Raw genomic sequence first — 21,641 nt, 5'->3', positions numbered from 1 at the left:
ACATAACTACTCCACATCCACAATCACGGCAAACGGCAAATAATAGCGTTCATCATCGGCGGCCTGCACGTGAAATCGCCGAAGCGTATGGTCGATAAAATAGCAAACGCCACGTTTTTCGCGAATCTCCCCCGCTTCCCAATACGTAAACGTGAGTGGAGTGTTTTCTTTCATCGCTCCCCCAAGCGTCCATTCGATCTCGGCCCAACGCTGCTCGTCAAGAAGCGGTTGGGCCTCTTTTTGTTGCTGCTCACGGTATCTGAGCCACTGTTCCCGGTGCTCCGGCAAAATCATTCGGCTCGATTCCCAACGCAGATTACTCCCGGGCGTTAACTTGTTCATTGTATCTTCCCCCCTACTTATAATGGCCGCCGAGCTTCTGGGCCCGCAGCAACGCCTGCCCGCCCGCGGTCAAGGACGACGCCCGCAGCACGGCCGCGTCGCCATGCTTATTTTTTAAATGATCGACGGTATGATTGAGCTCTTCCCGCTCATGATCGGGGGCAAATAGACTCATCTGGCGCGCTTCATCGGTCGTCAATCCGTCCAGACTCACGCCGAGACTTCGTACCGGATCCCGATTCCAATGGGTTAAAAATAACTGCTCTACCGCCTCAAAGATGACATGGCCGTCATTGGTCGGGTCAGGGAGCTTGACCTGGCGGTGAAACCCCGACGGTTGATTGAAAAAGTCGTGCCCCCGCGCGCCTGCGGTCACCGTCGTCCCGAGATAACGATTGGCCCGCACACGCCGGGCGACTTCCTCGCTTAATTCCATTAACACCACCTTAATCTCCTCCCAGGACCGGTAATCGCGCGGCAGCGTCATATGATGGCCGATCGCTTTACGGCGAATATGCGTATCAATCGTCACGGGCGATTCATCCCATCCATGTGCCGTCCAATAAAGCAGCTCGCCATTAATCCCCCAGCGCTTCTGCAAGTCAGAAAGGTTCGTGCGCGCCAACTGTCCGATCGTACGAATGCCCATGTCATGAAAATGACGCTCCATCCGCGTACCCACACCGAACATATCGCCCACCGGACGGGGCCAAAGCTTCTCCTGCAAGTTGTTTTCATGAAGATGGAAAATGCCGTCGGGTTGTTTTTTGGCAAAATGATCACAGGCCATTTTTGCCATCACTTTGTTCGGACCGACACCCACGCGCGCGACCATACCCGTTTCCCGGTAAATCTTTGTGATCACGATGTCTGCGGCTTCTTCGGCGGTCACGCCCACGCCGGAGAGCACGTTCGTCATCTCCACGAAAATTTCATCGATGCTGTACGGCTCCACTTCATCCGTGAAAGACTCCAGGGAGGCCGCAATATTGACCGAGATATCAAGGTAGAGCTGCATCCGTGGTTTGATGACGACGAGATACGGACATTTATTTTCCGCCTCCCACAGGGCTTCGGCCGTCTTCACGCCCCATTTTTTCGCGAGCGGACACGCGGCCAGAATCACGCCGCTGCGAATCTCCGGATCACCGGCGACGACGACGGGATGATCCTCCAATGCCGGCTTTTCCAGCTTTTCAATATTGGCAAAAAACGACTGCATATCGACGAGAAATACCGTTCTTGAAGGTTGGGTGCTCATGATGGCGATGTCACCTTTTCATGGGAAAATGTGTTCTATTTGCAGTATAACAAACTTTTGTTCGTTTTATAACCGGAAAATAATGCATTAAAAAAACGCCGCTGTACGACGTTTGATAAAATCCCGCGCAAGAGCGGAGAGGGGGGGGCGGGGATAATCTGGCGCTTCGCGTGCTTATTCTGGCGCTTTTCGGATATAATCTGGCGCTTTTCAATGATATTCTGGCGCTTTCCCTCGATAATCTGTCACTTTCATCCCTGCACATAACTTTGGCGGACGCCTTCTGTAATCAGCGGCGGCAGCTCGCCGTTGGCGCAGAGATACAGTTCATGCATCGCGCGCGTGCAGGCGGTGTAGAGCAAATAACGATCACGCTCCAGGTGATACTCCGCCGCGGAAGCATCGCTGACAACAACCACGTCGAACTCGATCCCTTTGGCGAGGTAGACTGGCAGGACGAGCAAGTCCTCTTTGAACTCACTCGTTTGCTCATGGATGAGTTGCGCGCTCATCCCCTCTCGGTCGAGCCATTCCCATATTTGCTCGCTGCCAGCGAACGTTTTCGTAATGACCGCGACCGTTCCCGAATCACGCTTGGTCAGCTCTTGCACCAACGAACATAAATCCTTCTCATGCTCGTCGCCCGTGTGCATGATTTCCGGCTTGGGCCCCGGTCGCTCAAACGATTCAATCTGCTCCCCGTTCGGAATCAAGCGTTTGGTGAATTCAACGATCGGTTGTGTCGAGCGATAACTGCGAAGTAAAGTGATCGTTTCCTGCTTTTGCGCGGATGGATCCTCGATCAGCGGGGAATGACCCGCGTTTGTATGGGCATGCACCGCCTGATTGGCATCTCCGAGTAAAGTCATCCGGCTGGTTGGAAACAAGTTTTGCAAATAAAGAATTTGAATGCTGGCGTAATCTTGCGCTTCATCGATGAAAATATGGCGAATATCCGCGTAAGCCGGCCGCCCTTTGAGTTGGTCCTCAAGATAGAAAAAAGGCGCGGCATCTTCCCAGTGCAACTTTTTATCCTGAAAAAAATACCCGATTTCTTCGGCGATCACTTTATTGTTCGCCCACCGGTAAAACTGAATATACATTTTTTCCATATCGACGAGATCGAAGGCCTGGATCTGTTTGCGCAGCGGTTGAATCTTGCGGCGTACGACGAGTTTTCGCAATAACGTCTCTTCCATCATTTGGTCATTGCCTAATTCATCTTCGTTTTCGTTTACTTTTTCAAACACTCGCTTGTATGTCTCTTCATCCAGCAGATCCATTTCCTCGTCAACCCAGGTGTTCGGCCTTTCTTCTTTTTCGGTGATTTGCAGCATTTGCAGCAGCCACTCGACAACGAGTTCCAGGCGATTCGGAATGGACATACGTTCATCCAGTTGGTAAAAATATTGCTCCATTTGCATTTTGGTCACCCATACGTCACCGCGAAAATAAAGATCCTTAAACATAAGACCGGAATCGGAAAGTGAGGCTAAATAAGCATGGAGCTGATCGCTGAGCTCAGGACTCGTTTTCACCGCCAGCCCCTGGGAGCGAATGGGTTCCACTTGTTCAGATAAAAAATACTCAATTTGCGCGTACGGACTTTCCAGCTGCCATCCTTTCGGCAGGCGTTTTTGAAAATGATGGAAAAGGGTCGTTTGCTGGAGATTGTCTTCCCCCAATTCCGGCAGCACGTTGGAAACATAACGGGTAAAAAGCGGATTCGGTGAAAATAGCAACATATTCCCGGCATTCAGCTTTTCCCGGTGCTTGTAAAGAAGGTAAGCGACCCGTTGCAAAGCTGCTGACGTTTTCCCGCTGCCCGCGACGCCGCGAACGATAAGGATCTTGCTTCGCTCATTGCGGATGACTTGATTTTGTTCCCGCTGGATCGAGGCGACGATGCTTTTCATTTGCGGCGTGGATTGCTGGCCGAGCAAAGCCTGCAATAGCTCATCCCCGATCGTGAGGCCGGTATCGAACATCCCTTCAAGCTCTCCGCCTTTGACGATGTATTGCCGTTTAAGGGTGATTTCCCCTTCCACGTCCCCTTCGATGGTCGGATACTGCGCGCGGCCGGGCGCAAAATCATAATACATACTGGAAATCGGCGCACGCCAATCGTAAACGAGAAAATCTTCATCGTTTTCATCCATTAAGGAAGCGATGCCAATATAAATCGGTTCAGCTTCTTTTTCTCCGTCTTCAATAAAATCAATACGGCCAAAATACGGCGCTTCTTCCAAGCGCCGCAATGTTTTAGCCTGTTGATGAAGCAAGCCGTGGCTGCGCTCACGTTCGCTCAATAACTCTGCCCGCTGTTTCATGCTTGCTTGTGTCTCGAGCACATCATCCGGCTCATCGATATTAACGGTCACATCATCCCAGAACGTACGCCGAAGCTCGATGACATCTTTTTTCAGATCGGCGGACACTTCCTGCAGATCTTCTTTTTTCTTTTTGATAAGAGAGGTTACGGTTTGCAGCCGCTGTTTCTCTACTTGCCAATCGCGATGTTCCTGGCTCAACGGACGTTCTCCTTTCGTTTCGCATGCAGACGAAATATGATCGGCTATTCATTTTATCACTTAATCGTGAGGGTTTCAAAAGTGATTACTCACAGGATATTCATGTCTTCGTTGCGATGATAAGTCCCGTCGACCAGTTTAATTTCGTTATCGTTAAATCTTCCCTCGCCGCCAAATCAGAGACTAATGCTTTTATTTGTGCCCAATGGGGTTCAGGCCAATCCTCCTGATGAAGGAGATCGTCGATAATATAGAAGCCCCCTTTATTCAGTAACTGCAAGGTTTCATCCAATGCGCTCAGCTTACCCGGCCAAGTATCGGCAAAAATAAAATCAAACGTATGATCATCCGCGGACCGGATGAATGTTTCCCCATCACCTGTCACAAATTCAACACGGGAATCACTGCTTAAATACTTTTTAGCGATCTGGTGCAGTTTTTTGTCGACTTCAACAGTGATCAATGATGACTCCTCATCCATCCCCGCTAAAATCCAACTCGTGGAGTAACCGGCGCCCGTGCCTAATTCCAATAATCGCCCACGGCTTTTAGACGCAGCCAGGGTTCGTAATAAAGTGGCTGTCTCCTGGTCACATGTCATCGTGAAACCGATGTCTTCGATTTCCTTATGTATTTGTTCCGCTACATGCGGGACTTCCATGATGGATCCCTCCTGTTGTTGTTTTTTGGCTGAGACTTGCCAATCATAACTCTCTCTTTCTATGATAAACTATAGAAAACGCTGGAGGCGATACAAATGGCGACGATCGATCTCATCATTACTCGCACGACGGTCATAACGATGGAAGGGAAAGGTCTAGGCATCATTGAAGATGGAGCGGTCGGCATCGACGGAAACCGGATTGTTATTGTTGACGACAGCGATGTAGTGGAGCGGGAGTATTCGTCACATCGGACGATCGATGCCAGCCATAAAGTGGTCCTGCCCGGCCTGATCGACGCTCATATACACAGCGGTCTCGGGATTTTACGCGGCGTCGCCCAGGATACCGATAACTGGATGGAAAAAGGGCTTTGGCCTTTTATGCAGTTTTTGACCGACGACCAACGTCGGGCAGGTTCCCTCGTCAATATCATCGAAGGACTGAAGGCGGGAACGACGACGTTTGGCGATTATAACGGCGGCATGAACGATATCGTGCAGAATCATATCGCGCTGGGAACGCGCGCCCACGTTTGCGACATGATTAATGAAATGCCGGAACGTATGGGGGATGCCCGTGAAGTTGGTGAACTCTATCCGCTGGATTCGGCGGTCGGTGAAAAGAAGCTGCAGGAAAATATCGATCTGATTGAAAACTATCATGGAAGCGAGAACGGGCGCATCACATGTCTCTTCGGACCGCAAGGGCCGGATATGATGTCCAGGGAACTTTTGCTCGAAGTGCAGCAGCTTGCAAAAAAATTTGATACGTCGATACATATGCACGTCGCCCAGGGCGATCGGGAAATCGAGCAAATGATGAAGCGTTATGGCAAGCGCAGCATCCCGTATTTAGAGGAGATTGGCTATCTCGATGAGCGGTTGTTGGCTGTTCATTTAACGGAGGCAACAGCGGAAGAGGCAAAAACAGTCGCCCGTTCAGGCGCTGCGATGCTGCTTTGTTCAGGCAGCATCGGCATCATTGACGGCATCGTCCCGCCCGCGGCTGAATTTTTGGAAGCGAGTGATCGGCTCGCCCTCGGCTCCGACCAGGCACCCGGGAATAATTGCATCAATATGTTTAATGAAATGAAATTCACATCCATATTGAATAAGTGCCGACAGAGAGACCCGCGAGTGTTTCCAGCGTGGCAGATGTTAAAATCCGTAACTATCAACGCCGCGCACGCCATCGGTTTAGGCGAAGATATCGGTTCCTTGAAACCGGGTAAAAAAGCGGACATGATTATTTTAGATCTTCAATCTCCGGCTCTGTTTCCGACCATCCAGGCGCCGATCCGTAACATCGTCCCCAATCTCGTATATTCCGCCAATGGCAGCGAGGTCGAGACCGTGATCATTGACGGCCAAGTAATCGTCGATGAAAAAATCGTGCAAACCGTTGATGAAGGGAAAGCCCTCGCTGATGGGCAGAAACACGCGAATGAGTTGGCATCTCAAGTGCGAGGCGTAGATACACCGCTCGCGAAAATGATGGCAGATGGACTGCTGTAGGTTGAATGGCTTATAAATGAGGCAAATGATGGTAGGATGGTTACAAAAGGTGGTGATCATATAAACAGAAGCGCATCACCGTGAAGCAACCCTCTCCAGAGTATCCGATATATTAAGAAAAAACTTGGGCGATAAGCAAGTGACTGTATATTTATTCGGTCCCTGGGCTAAAGGAAACATTCACGCCAGCTCAGATATAGATATCGCGATCGATCACAACAATCTGCCCAACGGCTACCTATCTCACATAAGAGAAGCTTTTGAAGAGTCAACGATCCCCTACCAGGTTGATGTTATAGATTTACTCAATGTCGATGAAGATTTCAGAAATAAAGTGCTTAAGGAGGGCATCCAATGGAACGTTTGCAAGAGCGAATCGCCACAGCGGACAAAGCACTAAAAACACTGGAAGACATCCATGATATTGAAACGCCCTCCTCTATTATAAGGGATGGTTTCATCCAACGCTTTAAATATACGTATGAAAGCGCCTGGAAATTAGCGAGGGAATATTTACGTGAGATTGAGAGCCTGGATTTAGGTTCACCAAAGAGGATCATTCATGCCAGTCGCGAAATCGAACTGCTTAGCGCGGAAGAAACCGTCACAGCCCTGCAAATGGCCGATGACCGCAACCTCACCACCCACACCTATAACGAAACGCTAGCCGACCAAATCTATAAAAAGATCCCCGGCTATGCAAAATTAATGAGAACCTGGTGGGAAAAAATGATCAGCCACGTGTAATCTGGTACTTCCTGATGAATTCTGGCATTTTCTAATGACAATCTGGCACTTTTACGTTCATTTCATATATCGCTTTAATTCTTGATAAAAATCTTCTCGGCTTCCTGCTAAAATGACTACGATCACTTCACTGTTTTCATTTTCAGAAACCCTATAAGCCAGCCGATACTGGGCTCCACGGTAGTGAATCGTATAAGTATAAACACCGGCCAAATCCCCTGTTTTCAGTTCACCGACATAAGGATTTAGCCGGATGTTTTGGATGGCTTCATCAAATTCCCTTTTCAACGGTTTTTCTCTCAATTTTTTAAAATAACGTTTGGCTGGATTTAAAGGGATTCTGTTTCCTCGTCACCGGTGCCTGTATACGATTGAGCGGCTTCATCGGCTTCGGAAATCAAAGATTCAACAGCTGGTCGAATCTGGGCTTTCCGTTTATGAAATTCCGTGAGAAGTTGTTCCCCTCCATATCCTTCTTCGACCAAATCCCGCAAAATATCTTCCGAAAAATCGTCAGCTTTTGGAGCCGGACGTAATACAATTTCATCTCTCCGCAGTTCACAAATCAAGGTCTCCTCCATCCCTAGTTGTTCATAAAAACGTTTAGGAATCGTGATTTGCCGTTTGTCTGATACACGAATGTGTTTAGCCTCAGCCATTGTCGTGCCCCCCTGCCGTATATTTATGATATGCCCCTTCTTTGAAAAAAGATACAAATTTCTTTGTTCTTTGTTTTTAATAATATCAATGACACCCATTCAATGACAAATGTCACTACCAAAGCGCGATTAATCAAGGCATACTGCAATTAACAACTCAATGAAAAGGGGACTCAAAATGACGATCGCGGCAATGCAGGGAATTGTAAAACGTTACGGCAATGAACTTGCGCTGGATTATGTTGACCTCTCCATCCACGAAGGAGAGATCATCGGCTTGCTCGGGCCGAACGGCGCCGGGAAAACGACGCTCATTCATACACTGCTGGGCATGATTCCATTTGATAAAGGCAGCATTCAGTTATTCGGCCGAACAGAAAAAGTGTTCAGTCATGAAAACAAGCAAAAAATGGGCTTAGTGACGCAAGAGTTGACGGTTTTTGAAGATTTAACGGCTAAAGAAAACCTGGAATTTTTCGCGGGAGTATACGGCCTCAAAGGGGAAGAACGGAAAAAGAGAGTCGAAGAAGCGTTGGCTTTTGTCGGGCTCTCTTCGAATGCCGGGAAAACGCCGGCAAAATTCTCCGGAGGAATGAAGCGGCGACTTAACATCGCCTGTGCGCTCACGCACCATCCAAAGTTTCTGATCATGGATGAGCCGACGGTCGGCATCGACCCGCAATCGCGGAACCATATATTAGAAACCGTCGAAAAGCTGCGGGAACAAGGGACGACGATTCTTTATACGACGCATTATATGGAAGAAGTGCAGACCATTGCTTCCCGGGTCGTGATCGTCGACCAGGGGCAAATCATAACTGAGGGTACTGTAAACGAACTGATCGCGAACATCCAGCATGAAGAAAAAATAAACATTGACGTGAGTACGCCCGGTGATGTTCCGGTTGAACGTCTTAAAGGTTTAGAAGGCGTGAAGAATGTTCACGTTGACGGCAGTACAGTACAAATCATATCCACCGTCGGCTCGGGAAATCTCGATCGCGTGCTCTCCCTCGTCAAAGAAACGAGCGGGGTCGTCGGCATCCAAGCCGAAAAACCGGACTTGGAAGATGTATTTCTCACCCTCACCGGAAAACAACTGCGTGACGGGGAGGAAGAATAGATGCGTGAACTTTATACGATGCGATTTACTGCGCTTAGGCTCATTCGCGCTTGGGTTGTATTGCTGCTCCTGTTTGTCGTGCCATTTGTGCTTGTCACCCTCTTATCCATCATAATGGGGGATGCCGAGGAAGGTGGCCTGTTACTAAGAAATGAAATCAATGTGATGATGGTCCTCGCGTTTCAACTGTTTGGCGGCTCGGTCGCTATGAATTACATCCACCAGGATTTCTTCACCGAACGCCGCTATCGGATTCAATCGCTACCGATGAATACAACACTTTACGGCTTCACCACCATGCTTATCGGTACACTATACTCGATTATTTTGGGCGCTCTTTTAGCCGGTTATACAGTGCTCGTGTGGAATGTCGATTGGGGAAATATCGCTTGGTCGATTTTTATCATCGCCCTCATGGCAACACTGTCAAGCATTGTCTGCCTGATATTCACTTTTTCCGTGAAAAAATTTAATATCGCGGAGCGCCTGAGTGAAGTGTACGGGGTCGGAGCTATCTTAATCGCCGGTTTAATTTTCCCAATGCCTGATCACGCTGTGATCAACTGGGTGAATGAGTACATCAATCCAATCATGCTTGCTTATGAAGCGATTGATGCTTACAGAAACGCGAATGTCGGTGATGCTTGGATGAACGCCGGTCTTCTCGGCGGATTGATCGTTATCACCTTTGTCATCATGTTATTACTGGGACGGAGACGGATGCCATGACGATTTTTACATTTGCCCTTAAACGCATTTTCAAAGACAAAACGAATCTTATCTTTCTTACGCTGTTTCCCGTGGCAGCCATCTTCCTGCCTGAACCGGAATACTGGCCGTTGTTGCCGTACGGTTATCATTATTTCGGTGTGCTGATTCTTTTCGTCGGCATTAGACTCACGGGGCTCCTGGTTGAAGACCGGCAAAAAGGCGTCGTCAAGCGATTGGCGGCAGCTCCGGTCACCCATTTTCAATATCTATTTCAGAATTTACTTGCCTTTTCTGTCATCGTTATCGCCCAATGTATTTTCATGATTGCAGGCGGCGTCATTTACGACCATGAACTGCACGAACCTTTACTGCTGCTGATATTGTTTATCGTATTCAGTTTCACGGCTATCGCTCTTAGCCTTGCCTGGAACTCACTCTACCGCAACAAAGAAACATCGTTTCTCGTATTCATGTGCGTCATCATTATTATGGCACTGCTCGGAGGCATCATGATGCCCATCGAGATGCTGCCGGATGTGCTGGAACAGCTTGCCGTCATTTTTCCAACGTATTGGCTTGCCGAAGGGATGGAGTGGGTTGTGATGGGAGAGGATACAGCGGACTTCTTGCTGATCAATGGTGTTTTATTGCTCTATACTCTGCTTTTCCTGATTATCGGCAGTATCAGAAGAATGGGTTAAATCGTCGCCTCCAGTTCTTAAAGCTGGGGGCTTTCCATGGTATAGTTAAAAAAAGTGCAGCGGGAGGTTACGCGCGATGCGTGAGCGGTTTGTCAATATATGGCGCTTCATGAATATCCTTTTCCTTCTCAGTTTATGGACCATTCAAGATGAAAGCATCGTCAGTTTTTTATTCATCGTCGCACTCACCATCCTCGTTTGCCTGCGCTGGCGTTTTCAACTGCCTACCTGGACTGTACTTATTGATATCGTTATTTGCGCGCTGTTTATGCCTTTTTGGAGTGTCGGTGTTTTTGGATTCGCACTCCCATTATTTGAAAGTATCACGAGAGGAAAATATGCATACATCATACCGATTGTCATTTTAATTCCAATCGGGGACGTGTACTCCGTTTTACTTTTTTGGTTTCTTTTTCAAGCCGGATTTTTAGGTGTGCTCGTCCGTCTATGGAAGAAGCAGCGTGATTTGTACATTTCAGAAGCCGACAGCGAGCGGCGTGCACGTTATGAATTAGAAAATATGAGAAATGAACTGCTCAGAGCCAATCGTCAGACCGCGCAGCTTGCCGAACTATCGGAACGAAACCGCATCGCCCGGGATCTCCATGATCACGTCGGGCATGATCTCACCGGCGCAAGCCTGGCAATGGATACGTTTGAACACCTTGAAGGAAAAGAAGCTGATGCCATGCTGCAGGAAATCAAGCTCCGGATCACAAGGAGCGCGGCGAGACTACGTGACACCGTTCATGACATGATACCGGTGACAAGGATGGGCGCAGACGTGCTCGAACATATTGCAGATGAATTTAACCATACCGCTGTCAGTTTTCAAAAATCCGGCGATATGAATGAAGTGCCTGTGCACTATTGGAGCTTACTGGAGCCCTGTTTAAAAGAAGCGCTAACGAACGTGGCTCGGCACAGTGATGCGACGCGTGTTGATATTCAACTTGACATCACCGCTACGATCGTTCGCATGAGTGTTCAGGATAACGGCACGGATTCTGCCGACTCAAGCGAGGGTAGAGGACTCAGAAATCTAAAACTTCGCGCCCGGGCCGCCGGCGGTAGTCTTTCCGTAGACACTGCTTCCGGTCATCTCATCGTCTGTGTTTTGCCGCTGCAAAAAGAGGAGGAAATGCGATGAAGATCCTGATTGTCGATGATGATCCGCTCGTATGCCAAAGCCTTAAATTATTGCTTGAAAAAGAAGCGGATATTGAAGTCATCGGACTCGCCGCGGACGGCCAGGAAGCGATCGATCAATGTGAAACAGCGCTGCCGGATGTCGTACTCATGGACATCCGTATGCCGAATATGGACGGCATTGAAAGTACGAAGCAGTTGAAGGTGAAGTGGCCGGAGCTTCGTATCATGATGCTTACGACTTTTAAAGATGAACAGAACATCCGCCTCGCTATTCAGGCAGGAGCGGAAGGGTATTTACTAAAATCAACCGCGGTTGAAAACATGGCGCAACAAATACGCGCCTTAATGGCCGGCGGCTCGGTGCTTGATGCCGATGTCTTGCAGGAAATTATGAATCCGGAGGTTCACGACGAAGTCGACGGCCTTACCGAGCGGGAAAACGATATAGCCGCCGCCATTGCTCAGGGCCTCTCCAATAAAGAAATTGCCGATCAACTGTTTTTGAGTGTCGGCACCGTGCGTAATACGCTCTCGGTCATTCTCGATAAACTCGAGCTCCGAGATCGGACACAGCTTGCGATTTATTATTGGAAGCGTGGAAATCATTCCGTGGATTGAGCGTGCGGCAGAACGGTGAAATGAGTGGTTGCCTTTCGTTGTGGTACTAAAAACTGGATTAAAGCGCTAACGTGGTTTTTTGGCGACTTAACGCGCGACTGCGAAAATCATTAGGTCGTCAACTTCGGCTTTTGACTCCCTAACTCGAGTGCGCAGGGGGCATTACGTCGCCAATATCGACTTTGACGCCCTAACTCGAGTGCGCGAGAGGCATTACGTCGCCAACCTCGGCTTTTGACTCCCTAACTCAAGAGCGCGGGAGTCGTTACGTCGCCAACTTCGGCTTTTGACTCCCTAACTCGAGTGCGCAGGGGGCATTACTCGCTAATTTCGGCTTTGACGCCCTAACTCGAGTGCGCAGGGGGCATTACGTCGCCAATATCGACTTTGACGCCCTAACTCGGGTGTGCGGGAGTCATTACGTCGCCAACTTCGGCTTTTGACGCCCTAATTCGAGAGCGCAGGAGCCGTTAGGTCGCCAATTTCAGGTTTTGACGCCCTAACTCGAGAGCCGAGGAGTCGTTACGTCGCCAACTTCGGCTTTTGACTCCCCAACTCGGGTGCGCAGATGTCATTAGGTATTGCTTTCTGAGTGATACGGTGCTTATTATATAAAAAGATATGTTAGCGATAATCGAGGTGGAAAAATGTACTCCGTTGTTATAGTTGAAGATGATGATAAAATTGCCGGGATTCTCCGTGATCACTTGCAGCGCTATGGATACTCCGTCAGCATCGCTCAACAGTTAGACGCCATCAAAGCTGAATGCGTAGAAATAGATCCCGATCTCGTTCTGCTCGACATCAACTTGCCTTACTTCGACGGCTTTTACTGGTGTCGGCAGATTAGGAGCGTGTCCACTGTTCCGGTTATTTTTATCTCGGCACGAACCGACGACATGAATCAGGTGATGGCGATTGAAAACGGCGGCGATGATTATATCACCAAACCATTTCATCTCGATGTTGTCACAGCGAAAATCAAAAGCGTTTTGCGCAGAGCTTACGGGGAGTATGCCCTGAACAATGCCCATAGCCAAACGGCGGAACTGGCCGGCCTCTTTATTCATCCGGAAAAAAATGAACTGGTGTATGGTTCCGGACGCATCGAGCTTTCAAAAAAAGAGTTCACTTTATTCCGGAAATTAAGCGATGCTCATGACCGTATCGTCAGTCGGGATGACTTGCTCGAAGCACTTTGGGATGAGGTTGATTTCGTCGACGACAACACGTTGTCCGTGAACGTGAACCGTTTGCGAAAACGCCTGCAGGAATTAGCCATTTACGACGCGATCCAAACGATCCGCGGGCAAGGATATCGATTAAACGTGAACTGGAGGGAAGATATACGATGATCCAGCATTACCTGGCCGACCGTGTCCTTTTTATTCTATTTTATGTCATCAATACCGCCGTAATCGTGCTCGTCGCCTATCTGTCTCTCCTGTTTGCCGGTTTGCAACAGCCATGGAGCGCATTCGCATATATGGTGGTCCTTGCCATATTTTTTTTGCTTTTAGGACTTGCCATTGATTACGCAAGAAAACGTCCTCTATTGAAAAAATTAACCGATATGGAAAAAAGACACCCATTGCCGCTGGAAAGCGCGCATGAATTGGATGCGATGCAGGTGCCGTCTCGCGAGGCATCTCAATTCATCCATATGCTCCGTCGCTATCAGGAGCGCTACCGCGAAGAATTGGATCATTACAAATCGATGCAAGAGCAGCATCAAGTTTTCGTCAACCAGTGGGTGCACCACATGAAAACACCGGTATCGGTCATCTCGCTTTTAACACAACAGGGAAAACAACAGCTTGAAAGCCAGGAAGCGAAAACGTTCCTCGATGATATCAGCGACGAAAACGACCGCTTCCGCCACGGCCTTGAACTCATGCTTCACTTGGCGCGACTCGACCATTTCGCCGTTGATTTTGTTGCCGATGAAGTCGATGTCGTTGCATTATTGCGCGACCTCGTCAACGAAGAAAAACGCCAGTTTATTCGCCGAAACCTCTTTCCGGAAATCCGGGTCGAAACGGATGATCCACACGTTTACAGTGATCAAAAATGGTTACGCGTCGTGTTTCACCAACTTTTGCTGAACGCCCTTCGCTACTCCCGGCAAGGAAAGGGCGATCGCATCACCATTGCCGTACATAAAGAAGGGGACGCCACCCTTGTCGAGATTAAAGACCAAGGTATCGGTATTCCCGCCCATGACTTGCCGAACATTTTCTCGCCTTTTTTCACCGGAGATAATGGTCGGGAAAAAACAGAATCAACCGGCATGGGGCTGTATTTAAGCCGCATGATCACCGACCGACTCGGCCACGCCTTGTATGCGGACTCGCGAGTCGGCGAAGGCACAACAATGACTGTTCGCTTTACTTCGCGAACCTTACATGACAGATGACAAGATTGTAAGATTGCACGGACGATTTGAAAGCTAAATCGATGGGAGCTGACAGCCTTCTTTTTTTAAAATAAGGACAGACATCAGGAAAAGGAGTGATCGACATGCCGATACTCGAAGTCGATGCCCTCGGCAAAACTTATTATCCAAAAAAAGAAGGACTATCGTACAAAGCTTTGACCAACTTTCATCTGCAGATGGACAAAGGAGAATTCATCGGGGTGATGGGACCGTCAGGAAGCGGGAAAACGACGCTGCTCAACTTACTCGCGACGATCGATGCGCCAACATATGGAAAAATGGCTATCAACGGAACCGACCCTACGATATTGAACGACAATGAGCTGGCGATTTTCAGGCGTCGGCAACTGGGCTTTGTGTTTCAGGATTTCAACTTGCTGGATACGTTAACCGTCCGGGAAAATATCTTGTTGCCGCTCGCGCTCGATAAGTATCCACACAGGAAAATGAACACACGTCTGGACGAAATCGCCGAACAACTGGGCATTACGGATATCCTTGAAAAACGCATCACCGAGATTTCCGGCGGGCAGCAACAGCGTACCGCTTGCGCCCGCGCTATTATTCACGATCCGACGATGATTCTCGCCGATGAGCCGACGGGGAACCTTGATTCCAAATCAGCCCGGCAAGTGATGGATACCCTCACAACGATAAACGACGAACAAGGCGCGACCATTCTTACCGTCACCCATGATCCGACGGTTGCGAGCTATTGTGATCGCATCGTATTCATCAAAGACGGCCGCTTTTTCTCGGAAATTCGCAAAGGGGATCGTCAGCAAACGTTCTATCAAAACATCCTCGATACACTCTCGGTCCTCGGAGGTGACTTTAATGAACATTCGTCGCCTCGCACGTAGGAATTTAACCGGGAATGCCCAGCAATACGCCGCTTATTTTCTTAGTTGCGTGTTCGCGGTAAGTATTTTCTTCATTTATGCGCAATTCATTTTGCATCCAGATGTTATGAGCAGGGACATCCGGGGCGGAGATACCGTTCGCAGCGGGATGATTTCGGCTCAAGTGATTATCGTCATTTTCTCGGTCTTTTTTATCGCTTATTCGAACAGTACTTTCCTGCAAACCCGATCACAAGAATTTGGGTTATTGTCCCTGTTTGGGATGAGTAAGCGGCAGTTACGAAAACTGATTTACCTCGAGCAGACGATCACCTCGTTGCTCGCGATTATCATTGGCCTTGGACTTGGAACATTGTTTTCGAAACTGTTTCTCATGCTGATGAGTGCGATGCTCGATACGGAAGCGCCGATCGCTTTTGAATTCGTGCCGATGGCATACGTCATCACCGTGGTTGGTTTCATCGTTCTCTTTCAAGCGTTAACGCTGCTGTCTTTTTGGAAAATGCGCGGGCAGACCGTTCAAGATTTTTTACAGGACGCACGCAAACCGAAAGTAATGCCGCGTTCTTCAATGACGATAACAGTGATCGCGCTTTTATTTCTCGGTTTCGGTTACTTTATAGCCGCCACGGCGAGCCTGGAACTGTCTTTTTTGTTAATCTTTCCGATTCTCTTCTTCGTTCTGATCGGGTCTTATTTTTTGTTCACACAAGGAACGGTAGCCGCCTACAAGCGTTTATATAAAAGAAATTCATTGCTGCAGGGCACGCGGTTGGTGACGCGTACAAATATTCTTTTTCGTTTAAAAGATTACGCGCGTATGCTTTTTCTCACATCGACGATCACCGCGGTTGTGCTCACTGCGGCGGGTACGGTGTATCTCGCGAATGAATATATAGTCGATCTGGTCACGGATCAGACGCCAGCATCAGTTGCCTGGCTGGAAGAAAGCGCGGCCGAAAATGCTATTCTCGAACCGGAACGGGCGGAAGAAATTATTGCAGAGTATGATACGGAGATTGAATACTCATTCGACGTGGAAATGCTCCCTGCGGATGTCTCCATTTCCGGTGATGAAGGCGTCGTTGCCGTCTTTCCGGAAACCAATTACAACAACATTGCTTCGCATCGGGACCTGGATCCATTGGCGTTGGAAGAAGATGAAATATTTATCACATCCCCCATGCTCGGTTTTGGCCCTTGGACGGATATTGAAGACGTGAATCAGTTGGGAATGGACATGAATGGAGAACAAACGACCATGGATATCGCCGGCACAGCGGAAGATGCGATCGTTGGGGCGACGAATCAGGGGCAAATACAAGTCGTCATGAATGATGTGAGTTATCTCCACTATGCCTCTCAATACGCCGATGATGAAAAACTACGCTCGTTAGGCTATCACTTCGTCGATTGGGAAAATGAAGTAGAAGTCTCGAACGCGTTGGAGGAAGAAGCCGAAGACTCTACTTATTCATTTCAAACGATGGCCCCGCCATTTCAGGCGTTACAACAAGGATTTTCCTTAACGCTGTTTATCGGCCTCTTCGTCAGCTTGCTCTTCTTCATCGTCCAGGGAAGCATGCTCTATTTGAAACTGTTCACGGAACTCGAAGACACGAAAAAGCAACTGTTGTCCCTGAACCGCATCGGGATTACCCGGAAAGAAGCCGGAAAAATCCTCGGGCATAAAATTAAATTCCTGTTCTTTGTACCTTTGGCTGTCGGTGCACTGCATGCCAGTTTTGCTTACGCGATGCTCGCGAGCATCCTTGATGTCAATCTATTCTGGAGCGCTGTCATGGTCATCTCTATCTACGCCATTTTGCAATATCTCTATTATTTGATCACGCGTCATTTTTATTTAAAAGCGGCTTTTCGCTAGCAGGAAATTTGGCGTTTCATAACGAATGATACAGGGTAGGCGTTCATGTACTAATGAGGAGGGCCAATCATGGCAAATTTACTGGAAGTAACCACCGGACAACTGTTGGAAAATATCGCCGCACGCGAGGGGGAAAGAGAAGCCCTCGTCTATCCCGATCGCGACCTGCGCCTATCCTACCGAGCATTTAACGACTTATGTCGTCAAGCCGCCCGTGGAATGATGGCGCTCGGCATCGAAAAAGGAGATCATGTAGCGGTGTGGACGGCGAATAAACCGGAGTGGCTCGTGTCACAATTCGCAACCGGGAAAGCAGGGGCAGTGCTCGTCACCGTAAACACCAGTTATCAGGAAGAAGAGCTCGCCTACCTGCTCTCGCAATCGGAGTCGTCGACCTTAATTTTACAACCGCAATTCAAGACGACGTCTTACATTGACATTTTGTACAGGCTTGTTCCCGAGCTAAAAACCTCAGAGCCTGGAAAATTACAGTCGGAACGCTTCCCGCACTTGAAACGCGTAATCATCGTGGATGGAGGTGAAGAAGACTACCCCGGCATCTATTCGTGGGAGTCGCTCCTGGAAGCGGGAGATAAAGTATCCGAACATGCCCTTGATGAACGCATGGCGAGTCTCGATAAGGATGAAGTCATCAATATGCAATATACGTCCGGCACGACCGGATTTCCGAAAGGTGTCATGTTAACCCATTCCAATATTGTCAACAACGGCTTGAATATTGCCGAATGTATGAATCTCACCCATGAGGATCGTCTCTGTATTCCCGTGCCATTTTTTCACTGTTTTGGCTGTGTCCTTGGCATACTCGCTTGTGTCAACAAAGGAACGACGATGGTTATCGTCGAGGAATTTGATCCCAAAATGGTCATGGAAGCGGTGCATCAGGAAAAATGTACCGGCCTTCACGGGGTGCCGACAATGTTCATTGCCGAGCTCAATCATCCCGATTTTAACGAATACGATTTTTCCGCGCTGCGCACCGGAATTATGGCAGGCTCAAACTGCCCGGTTGAAGTCATGAAAGCCGTTATTGACAAAATGGGTGCCCACGAAGTAACCATTGCCTACGGACAGACGGAATCATCACCGGTCATTACGCAAACGCGGACCGATGATTCACTTGAACGAAAAACGGAAACCGTCGGGCGCGCGCTGCCGAATGTAGAAGTCAAAATCGTTACTCCCGGAACGGATGAAGAAGTGCCCGCCGGGACACAGGGTGAGCTTTGCACACGTGGATACCACGTCATGAAGGGCTATTATAATGATCCGGAGGCGACCGCTGAAGTATTAACCGCCGATGGATGGCTTCATACCGGCGATCTCGCTGTGATAAATGAACACGGTTATGTCGCGGTCACCGGCCGGATGAAAGATATGATCATCCGCGGCGGGGAAAATATTTATCCGCGTGAAATCGAAGAATTTTTATATCGCCACCCCGCGGTTTTAGACGCACAAATCGTAGGCGTCGCCGATGAAAAATACGGGAAGAAATCGGAGCTTATGTACGATTAAAAGAAGACCAACAAGCCACCGCGGAAGATATTAAAGACTTCTGCCGCGGCTCGATTTCCCATCATAAAATTCCTAAGCATATCACTTTCGTTGACAGCTATCCGATGACCGCATCGGGCAAAATCCAGAAATTCAAATTGCGGGAACAGGCGAAGGAAATCTTTGCCGAATCCTCCGAAACCTGATATTTAAGGGGGGTTGCCAAAAATGTATAACAACATTTTACTCGCCGCTGACGGCTCCGAACACTCGGAAAGAGCAGCTGATCATGCCATTCAGTTTGCTTCTTTGGACGAAACATCCGTCATCGATCTCCTGCTCGTCATCGATATGTCCGAGTCGAAAACCGAAGTCCTGGAAACCTCCCATATGGATGACTTGGATAAAGAAAGACGACAAAGGCTGGCAACGATCGAAGAAAAATTAAACGACGCCAACGTGAACTATCATCTGAAAATCATCCATGGCGACCCCGGGCCATCGATCGTTTCTTACGCCAATCAACGATTTTACGACATCCTCATCATCGGAAGCCGCGGACTGAATCCGTGGCAGGAAATGGTCCTCGGTAGCGTCAGCCACAAAGTTGCCAAACGCGTGAAGTGCCCGGTACTCATCGTGAAATAAACACGCTTCCTTCCGTATAACCGCGCAAGCGGTTGGGCATAATTGGAACACAAATTCTAATTATGCGTGAAGGAAGTGAAACACATGGATTACAGCCACCATGACGAACATATTTTAGTATGTGTGAACCACGGCCAAAACGGCATTCGCCTTATCCGTCGCGGGCTTAAACTTGCCTTAAAACTGGAAGCTCCGCTGACCATATTGGTCTTTGGTTCCTTACCCGAAGACGATGAACATGACAAAATCGTCGGCATGCCGCTGTTTCAAAGAATCTCCAGGCACTATGGTGCCGAACTGATCCTGGAAAAGTGCGACTCGTATAATGTCAAGAAATTAATTGCTGAACGGGCGAAAGCCATGGGTGCTACCCAAATCATCATTAGTCAAATGGTCGAGAGTATTTGGCGAAGATTTTTAGGAAACACCACGATCGACAACCTACTGCAAGAGCTCCCGCATGCTGATGTACGTGTTGTACCAAGGTCCCATCACCTTGACAGTGAGTTGAACTACGAACATGGCGTAAACGCCTATCTGCACGGCAAAGAAGATGGCACGTACGACCTGGCCTTCCATCATGACTCGAACGCAACGCATGAAGGGGTCTTTTATAAGCATATTCAAACGAATTTTAACAACGGCAGATTTGTATATTATGAAGAAAATGACATCTTTGAAGTACGCGTGTTAAAAGGACATGTGCCCCATTTAGAAAATATTGCAGATGTGTTATCTTAAGGTTTATGTGACAAAGGAGGGGGTAACATGGGAAAAGAGCGGATTCTCGTATGTGTTAACTATGGTCTGCATGGCGAGCGCCTGATTAACCGCGGAGCGTCGATTGCCAATCAATTAAATGGTCCGCTATTCATTCTTGTTTTCGATTCTCTGCCGGAAGAGGATTACAAGGAAGATAAAAGCGTGGACATGTCTATTTTCCGGGAACTTGCCGAAGATAATGGCGCAGAGCTCATTATCGAAAAAAGCCACCCGCACAACATCACCAAGGTGATTACAAAGGTAGCCAATGATGTTGACGCTACCCAAATCATCATCGGACAAACGACGGAAAGCCTTTGGACAACCCTGATCGGCGGATCCATTATCGACGTCCTGCTGGCAGACGTTCCCGACGCTGACCTGCACGTCGTACCGAAACCACGAGCTGACGAAACGGAGGATTGGGACTTCGAACGCGGCGTGCCAGCGTATCTGCAAAAACAGTCCGATGGCACTTACAAATTAAGTTTCGACAACAAAAAGAACGCGGATTATGAAGGCATTTTCTTCAAACATTTAAACACGGATTTTAACAACGGGATTTTTGCGTTAAGTATCGACAATAGAATCTATGAAGTAAGGGTGAAAGACGACATCGTTTATAAGATTGTTGATGTTGATGAGGAGTGAGGAGAAAAACAGAAGCTGACTGAGGTCAGCTTTTTGTTTTTGGGAGAATCAAATCTAGAGCTCTATAAAGTATCCAATAGTTGAGGGGGCTCTTATTCTTCCCCTGTATTCATTATTTCCGTATTATGACTATGTTTATTGATTCTTGCCTGCTTCAATCATCAAGAAAATGGCAGCTAAAATGTGTAGGATCATGCCTACCCCGGGAATCCATCCGAGAGCAGACGCAAGTATGCCTAGAATATGCCCTGACTTATTCCGATCTTCTTTTGCGGCAAATACAATCCCAATGATGTGTAGGACGAGCATAACAATCAATGGAATCCATACCATGCCTATAATCATGGATCCCCCTAAAATGGGTATTCCCCATACAGCTTCAAGCCCTCCTGTCACCCATTTAATTATTCTGCTTGGCAATACTTCTGTTTCGGTTTTTACTCCTGTTTCTGTCATTTTTCATTTCTCCTTTCCCATTTCTTTGTTATTTTCCCTGCCCCTTCAGTGAAATTATGATTTTACACGCCTTTTTCCCCTTTCTTTTCATTATATTCCTATAAATAATTCCAAACGCCTAATACCTAATCTTTATTTTAATCATATTATTTACGTGTTTCAATTCTTCAAAGAAACGATCTAAAAAAGAAATATGTGCGAAAAGTTCAGTTCGAATCACTAATGACAGTATATCACCCACCCCTGACAAGTTCCGTCAGCGAATAAACGTTTCTTTCAATAAAATATAACGGGGTTTATCCCCACCCACGCACCCGCATGGGGGGCGACCCGTCCGCGGCTCTTTTGTTTTGGTCGGGCCGAATTTCAATCCACGCACCCGCGTGGGGTGCGACCA

Annotated in this window: 21 protein-coding genes and 2 pseudogenes; 16 read left to right on the top strand and 7 right to left on the bottom strand. The window is 48.2% G+C overall.

The window, feature by feature from the left end; genetic code table 11:
• Window positions 1-6 precede the first annotated feature (6 nt).
• The 4 genes from BLS58_RS15575 to BLS58_RS15560 form a co-directional block, all read right to left on the bottom strand.
• Window positions 7-342 (bottom strand): YolD-like family protein, encoded by a 336-nt coding sequence (locus BLS58_RS15575; RefSeq protein ID WP_090399854.1) that lies wholly within the window; start codon window positions 340-342, stop codon window positions 7-9.
• Between the two features lie 13 nt (window positions 343-355).
• Complete coding sequence (locus BLS58_RS15570; protein ID WP_090399853.1) at window positions 356-1,603, bottom strand: DNA polymerase IV; 1,248 nt, start codon at window positions 1,601-1,603, stop codon at window positions 356-358.
• A gap of 251 nt (window positions 1,604-1,854) precedes the next feature.
• On the bottom strand, window positions 1,855-4,134 hold the full coding sequence (gene helD, locus BLS58_RS15565) for an RNA polymerase recycling motor HelD (RefSeq protein WP_090399851.1): 2,280 nt from the start codon (window positions 4,132-4,134) through the stop codon (window positions 1,855-1,857).
• A gap of 100 nt (window positions 4,135-4,234) precedes the next feature.
• Entirely contained in the window at window positions 4,235-4,795 is a 561-nt protein-coding gene (locus BLS58_RS15560; RefSeq protein WP_090399849.1) for an O-methyltransferase, read from the bottom strand.
• A gap of 96 nt (window positions 4,796-4,891) precedes the next feature.
• Between BLS58_RS15560 and BLS58_RS15555 the strand changes: the two genes are divergently transcribed.
• The 3 genes and pseudogenes from BLS58_RS15555 (at window position 4,892) to BLS58_RS15545 (ending at window position 7,060) form a co-directional block, all read left to right on the top strand.
• The gene (locus BLS58_RS15555) at window positions 4,892-6,313 is read left to right on the top strand and encodes an amidohydrolase family protein (protein ID WP_090399848.1); all 1,422 of its coding nucleotides are present in this window, start codon (window positions 4,892-4,894) and stop codon (window positions 6,311-6,313) included.
• Between the two features lie 106 nt (window positions 6,314-6,419).
• Window positions 6,420-6,713, top strand: a pseudogene (locus tag BLS58_RS15550) (nucleotidyltransferase family protein); the annotation flags it as partial.
• On the top strand, window positions 6,668-7,060 hold the full coding sequence (locus BLS58_RS15545) for an HI0074 family nucleotidyltransferase substrate-binding subunit (protein ID WP_090399844.1): 393 nt from the start codon (window positions 6,668-6,670) through the stop codon (window positions 7,058-7,060). The pseudogene BLS58_RS15550 and the gene BLS58_RS15545, both read left to right, overlap by 46 nt.
• Window positions 7,061-7,117: 57 nt before the next feature.
• Here the strand turns inward: BLS58_RS15545 and BLS58_RS15540 are convergent, their stop codons facing one another.
• Entirely contained in the window at window positions 7,118-7,399 is a 282-nt protein-coding gene (locus BLS58_RS15540) for a type II toxin-antitoxin system RelE/ParE family toxin (protein WP_090399842.1), read from the bottom strand.
• Window positions 7,390-7,719, bottom strand: coding sequence for an AbrB/MazE/SpoVT family DNA-binding domain-containing protein (locus BLS58_RS15535; RefSeq protein WP_090399840.1), 330 nt, complete (start codon window positions 7,717-7,719; stop codon window positions 7,390-7,392). Before BLS58_RS15535 ends, BLS58_RS15540 begins: the two co-directional genes overlap by 10 nt.
• A gap of 178 nt (window positions 7,720-7,897) precedes the next feature.
• On the opposite strand from BLS58_RS15535, the gene BLS58_RS15530 reads away from it, so the two are divergent.
• The 13 genes and pseudogenes from BLS58_RS15530 (at window position 7,898) to BLS58_RS15470 (ending at window position 20,788) form a co-directional block, all read left to right on the top strand.
• A complete protein-coding gene (locus BLS58_RS15530) occupies window positions 7,898-8,842 on the top strand; it encodes an ABC transporter ATP-binding protein (RefSeq protein WP_090399839.1) in 945 nt (314 codons plus the stop codon).
• Window positions 8,843-9,571 (top strand): ABC transporter permease, encoded by a 729-nt coding sequence (locus BLS58_RS15525; protein ID WP_090399837.1) that lies wholly within the window; start codon window positions 8,843-8,845, stop codon window positions 9,569-9,571. It begins immediately after the preceding gene.
• A complete protein-coding gene (locus BLS58_RS15520; RefSeq protein ID WP_090399836.1) occupies window positions 9,568-10,254 on the top strand; it encodes an ABC transporter permease in 687 nt (228 codons plus the stop codon). Before BLS58_RS15525 ends, BLS58_RS15520 begins: the two co-directional genes overlap by 4 nt.
• A gap of 76 nt (window positions 10,255-10,330) precedes the next feature.
• Entirely contained in the window at window positions 10,331-11,404 is a 1,074-nt protein-coding gene (locus tag BLS58_RS15515; protein ID WP_090399834.1) for a sensor histidine kinase, read from the top strand.
• On the top strand, window positions 11,401-12,024 hold the full coding sequence (locus BLS58_RS15510) for a response regulator transcription factor (RefSeq protein WP_090399832.1): 624 nt from the start codon (window positions 11,401-11,403) through the stop codon (window positions 12,022-12,024). The genes BLS58_RS15515 and BLS58_RS15510 overlap by 4 nt, the downstream gene beginning before the upstream one ends.
• A 647-nt stretch (window positions 12,025-12,671) precedes the next feature.
• Entirely contained in the window at window positions 12,672-13,379 is a 708-nt protein-coding gene (locus tag BLS58_RS15505) for a response regulator transcription factor (protein ID WP_090399831.1), read from the top strand.
• Window positions 13,376-14,440 carry a sensor histidine kinase gene (locus tag BLS58_RS15500; protein ID WP_090399829.1) on the top strand — a complete coding sequence of 355 codons (1,065 nt, stop codon included), beginning with the start codon at window positions 13,376-13,378 and terminating at the stop codon, window positions 14,438-14,440. Before BLS58_RS15505 ends, BLS58_RS15500 begins: the two co-directional genes overlap by 4 nt.
• Before the next feature lie 104 nt (window positions 14,441-14,544).
• On the top strand, window positions 14,545-15,324 hold the full coding sequence (locus BLS58_RS15495; RefSeq protein WP_090399827.1) for an ABC transporter ATP-binding protein: 780 nt from the start codon (window positions 14,545-14,547) through the stop codon (window positions 15,322-15,324).
• Entirely contained in the window at window positions 15,299-17,209 is a 1,911-nt protein-coding gene (locus BLS58_RS15490; RefSeq protein ID WP_090399825.1) for an ABC transporter permease, read from the top strand. Before BLS58_RS15495 ends, BLS58_RS15490 begins: the two co-directional genes overlap by 26 nt.
• A gap of 69 nt (window positions 17,210-17,278) precedes the next feature.
• Window positions 17,279-18,933 (top strand): annotated as a pseudogene (locus tag BLS58_RS15485) (AMP-binding protein).
• 22 nt (window positions 18,934-18,955) lie between these two features.
• Window positions 18,956-19,375: a universal stress protein gene (locus tag BLS58_RS15480; RefSeq protein ID WP_090399823.1), complete on the top strand. Its 420-nt coding sequence runs from the start codon at window positions 18,956-18,958 to the stop codon at window positions 19,373-19,375.
• An 84-nt stretch (window positions 19,376-19,459) separates the two neighbouring features.
• Window positions 19,460-20,116, top strand: a complete 657-nt coding sequence (locus BLS58_RS15475; RefSeq protein WP_090399821.1) for an adenine nucleotide alpha hydrolase family protein — start codon at window positions 19,460-19,462, stop codon at window positions 20,114-20,116.
• A 27-nt stretch (window positions 20,117-20,143) separates the two neighbouring features.
• Window positions 20,144-20,788, top strand: a complete 645-nt coding sequence (locus BLS58_RS15470) for an adenine nucleotide alpha hydrolase family protein (protein WP_090399820.1) — start codon at window positions 20,144-20,146, stop codon at window positions 20,786-20,788.
• Window positions 20,789-20,923: 135 nt separating this feature from the next.
• On the opposite strand, the gene BLS58_RS15465 is transcribed toward BLS58_RS15470, so the two are convergent.
• Window positions 20,924-21,244, bottom strand: a complete 321-nt coding sequence (locus BLS58_RS15465; protein ID WP_090399818.1) for a hypothetical protein — start codon at window positions 21,242-21,244, stop codon at window positions 20,924-20,926.
• Window positions 21,245-21,641: the final 397 nt, after the last annotated feature.

The organism is Natribacillus halophilus (assembly GCF_900100185.1).
Lineage (GTDB): Bacteria > Bacillota > Bacilli > Bacillales > Marinococcaceae > Natribacillus > Natribacillus halophilus.
This window is presented reverse-complemented; position numbering and strand designations above follow the sequence as displayed.

Bases quoted from the DNA above. Each gene is read 5' to 3' on its own strand.
- BLS58_RS15575 (WP_090399854.1), bottom strand. From the start codon at position 342: ATGAACAAGTTAACGCCCGGGAGTAATCTGCGTTGGGAATCGAGCCGA.
- BLS58_RS15570 (WP_090399853.1), bottom strand. From the start codon at position 1,603: ATGAGCACCCAACCTTCAAGAACGGTATTTCTCGTCGATATGCAGTCG.
- BLS58_RS15560 (WP_090399849.1), bottom strand. From the start codon at position 4,795: ATGGAAGTCCCGCATGTAGCGGAACAAATACATAAGGAAATCGAAGAC.
- BLS58_RS15555 (WP_090399848.1), top strand. From the start codon at position 4,892: ATGGCGACGATCGATCTCATCATTACTCGCACGACGGTCATAACGATG.
- BLS58_RS15545 (WP_090399844.1), top strand. From the start codon at position 6,668: ATGGAACGTTTGCAAGAGCGAATCGCCACAGCGGACAAAGCACTAAAA.
- BLS58_RS15535 (WP_090399840.1), bottom strand. From the start codon at position 7,719: ATGGCTGAGGCTAAACACATTCGTGTATCAGACAAACGGCAAATCACG.
- BLS58_RS15530 (WP_090399839.1), top strand. From the start codon at position 7,898: ATGACGATCGCGGCAATGCAGGGAATTGTAAAACGTTACGGCAATGAA.
- BLS58_RS15525 (WP_090399837.1), top strand. From the start codon at position 8,843: ATGCGTGAACTTTATACGATGCGATTTACTGCGCTTAGGCTCATTCGC.
- BLS58_RS15520 (WP_090399836.1), top strand. From the start codon at position 9,568: ATGACGATTTTTACATTTGCCCTTAAACGCATTTTCAAAGACAAAACG.
- BLS58_RS15515 (WP_090399834.1), top strand. From the start codon at position 10,331: ATGCGTGAGCGGTTTGTCAATATATGGCGCTTCATGAATATCCTTTTC.
- BLS58_RS15510 (WP_090399832.1), top strand. From the start codon at position 11,401: ATGAAGATCCTGATTGTCGATGATGATCCGCTCGTATGCCAAAGCCTT.
- BLS58_RS15505 (WP_090399831.1), top strand. From the start codon at position 12,672: ATGTACTCCGTTGTTATAGTTGAAGATGATGATAAAATTGCCGGGATT.
- BLS58_RS15500 (WP_090399829.1), top strand. From the start codon at position 13,376: ATGATCCAGCATTACCTGGCCGACCGTGTCCTTTTTATTCTATTTTAT.
- BLS58_RS15495 (WP_090399827.1), top strand. From the start codon at position 14,545: ATGCCGATACTCGAAGTCGATGCCCTCGGCAAAACTTATTATCCAAAA.
- BLS58_RS15490 (WP_090399825.1), top strand. From the start codon at position 15,299: ATGAACATTCGTCGCCTCGCACGTAGGAATTTAACCGGGAATGCCCAG.
- BLS58_RS15480 (WP_090399823.1), top strand. From the start codon at position 18,956: ATGTATAACAACATTTTACTCGCCGCTGACGGCTCCGAACACTCGGAA.
- BLS58_RS15475 (WP_090399821.1), top strand. From the start codon at position 19,460: ATGGATTACAGCCACCATGACGAACATATTTTAGTATGTGTGAACCAC.
- BLS58_RS15470 (WP_090399820.1), top strand. From the start codon at position 20,144: ATGGGAAAAGAGCGGATTCTCGTATGTGTTAACTATGGTCTGCATGGC.
- BLS58_RS15465 (WP_090399818.1), bottom strand. From the start codon at position 21,244: ATGACAGAAACAGGAGTAAAAACCGAAACAGAAGTATTGCCAAGCAGA.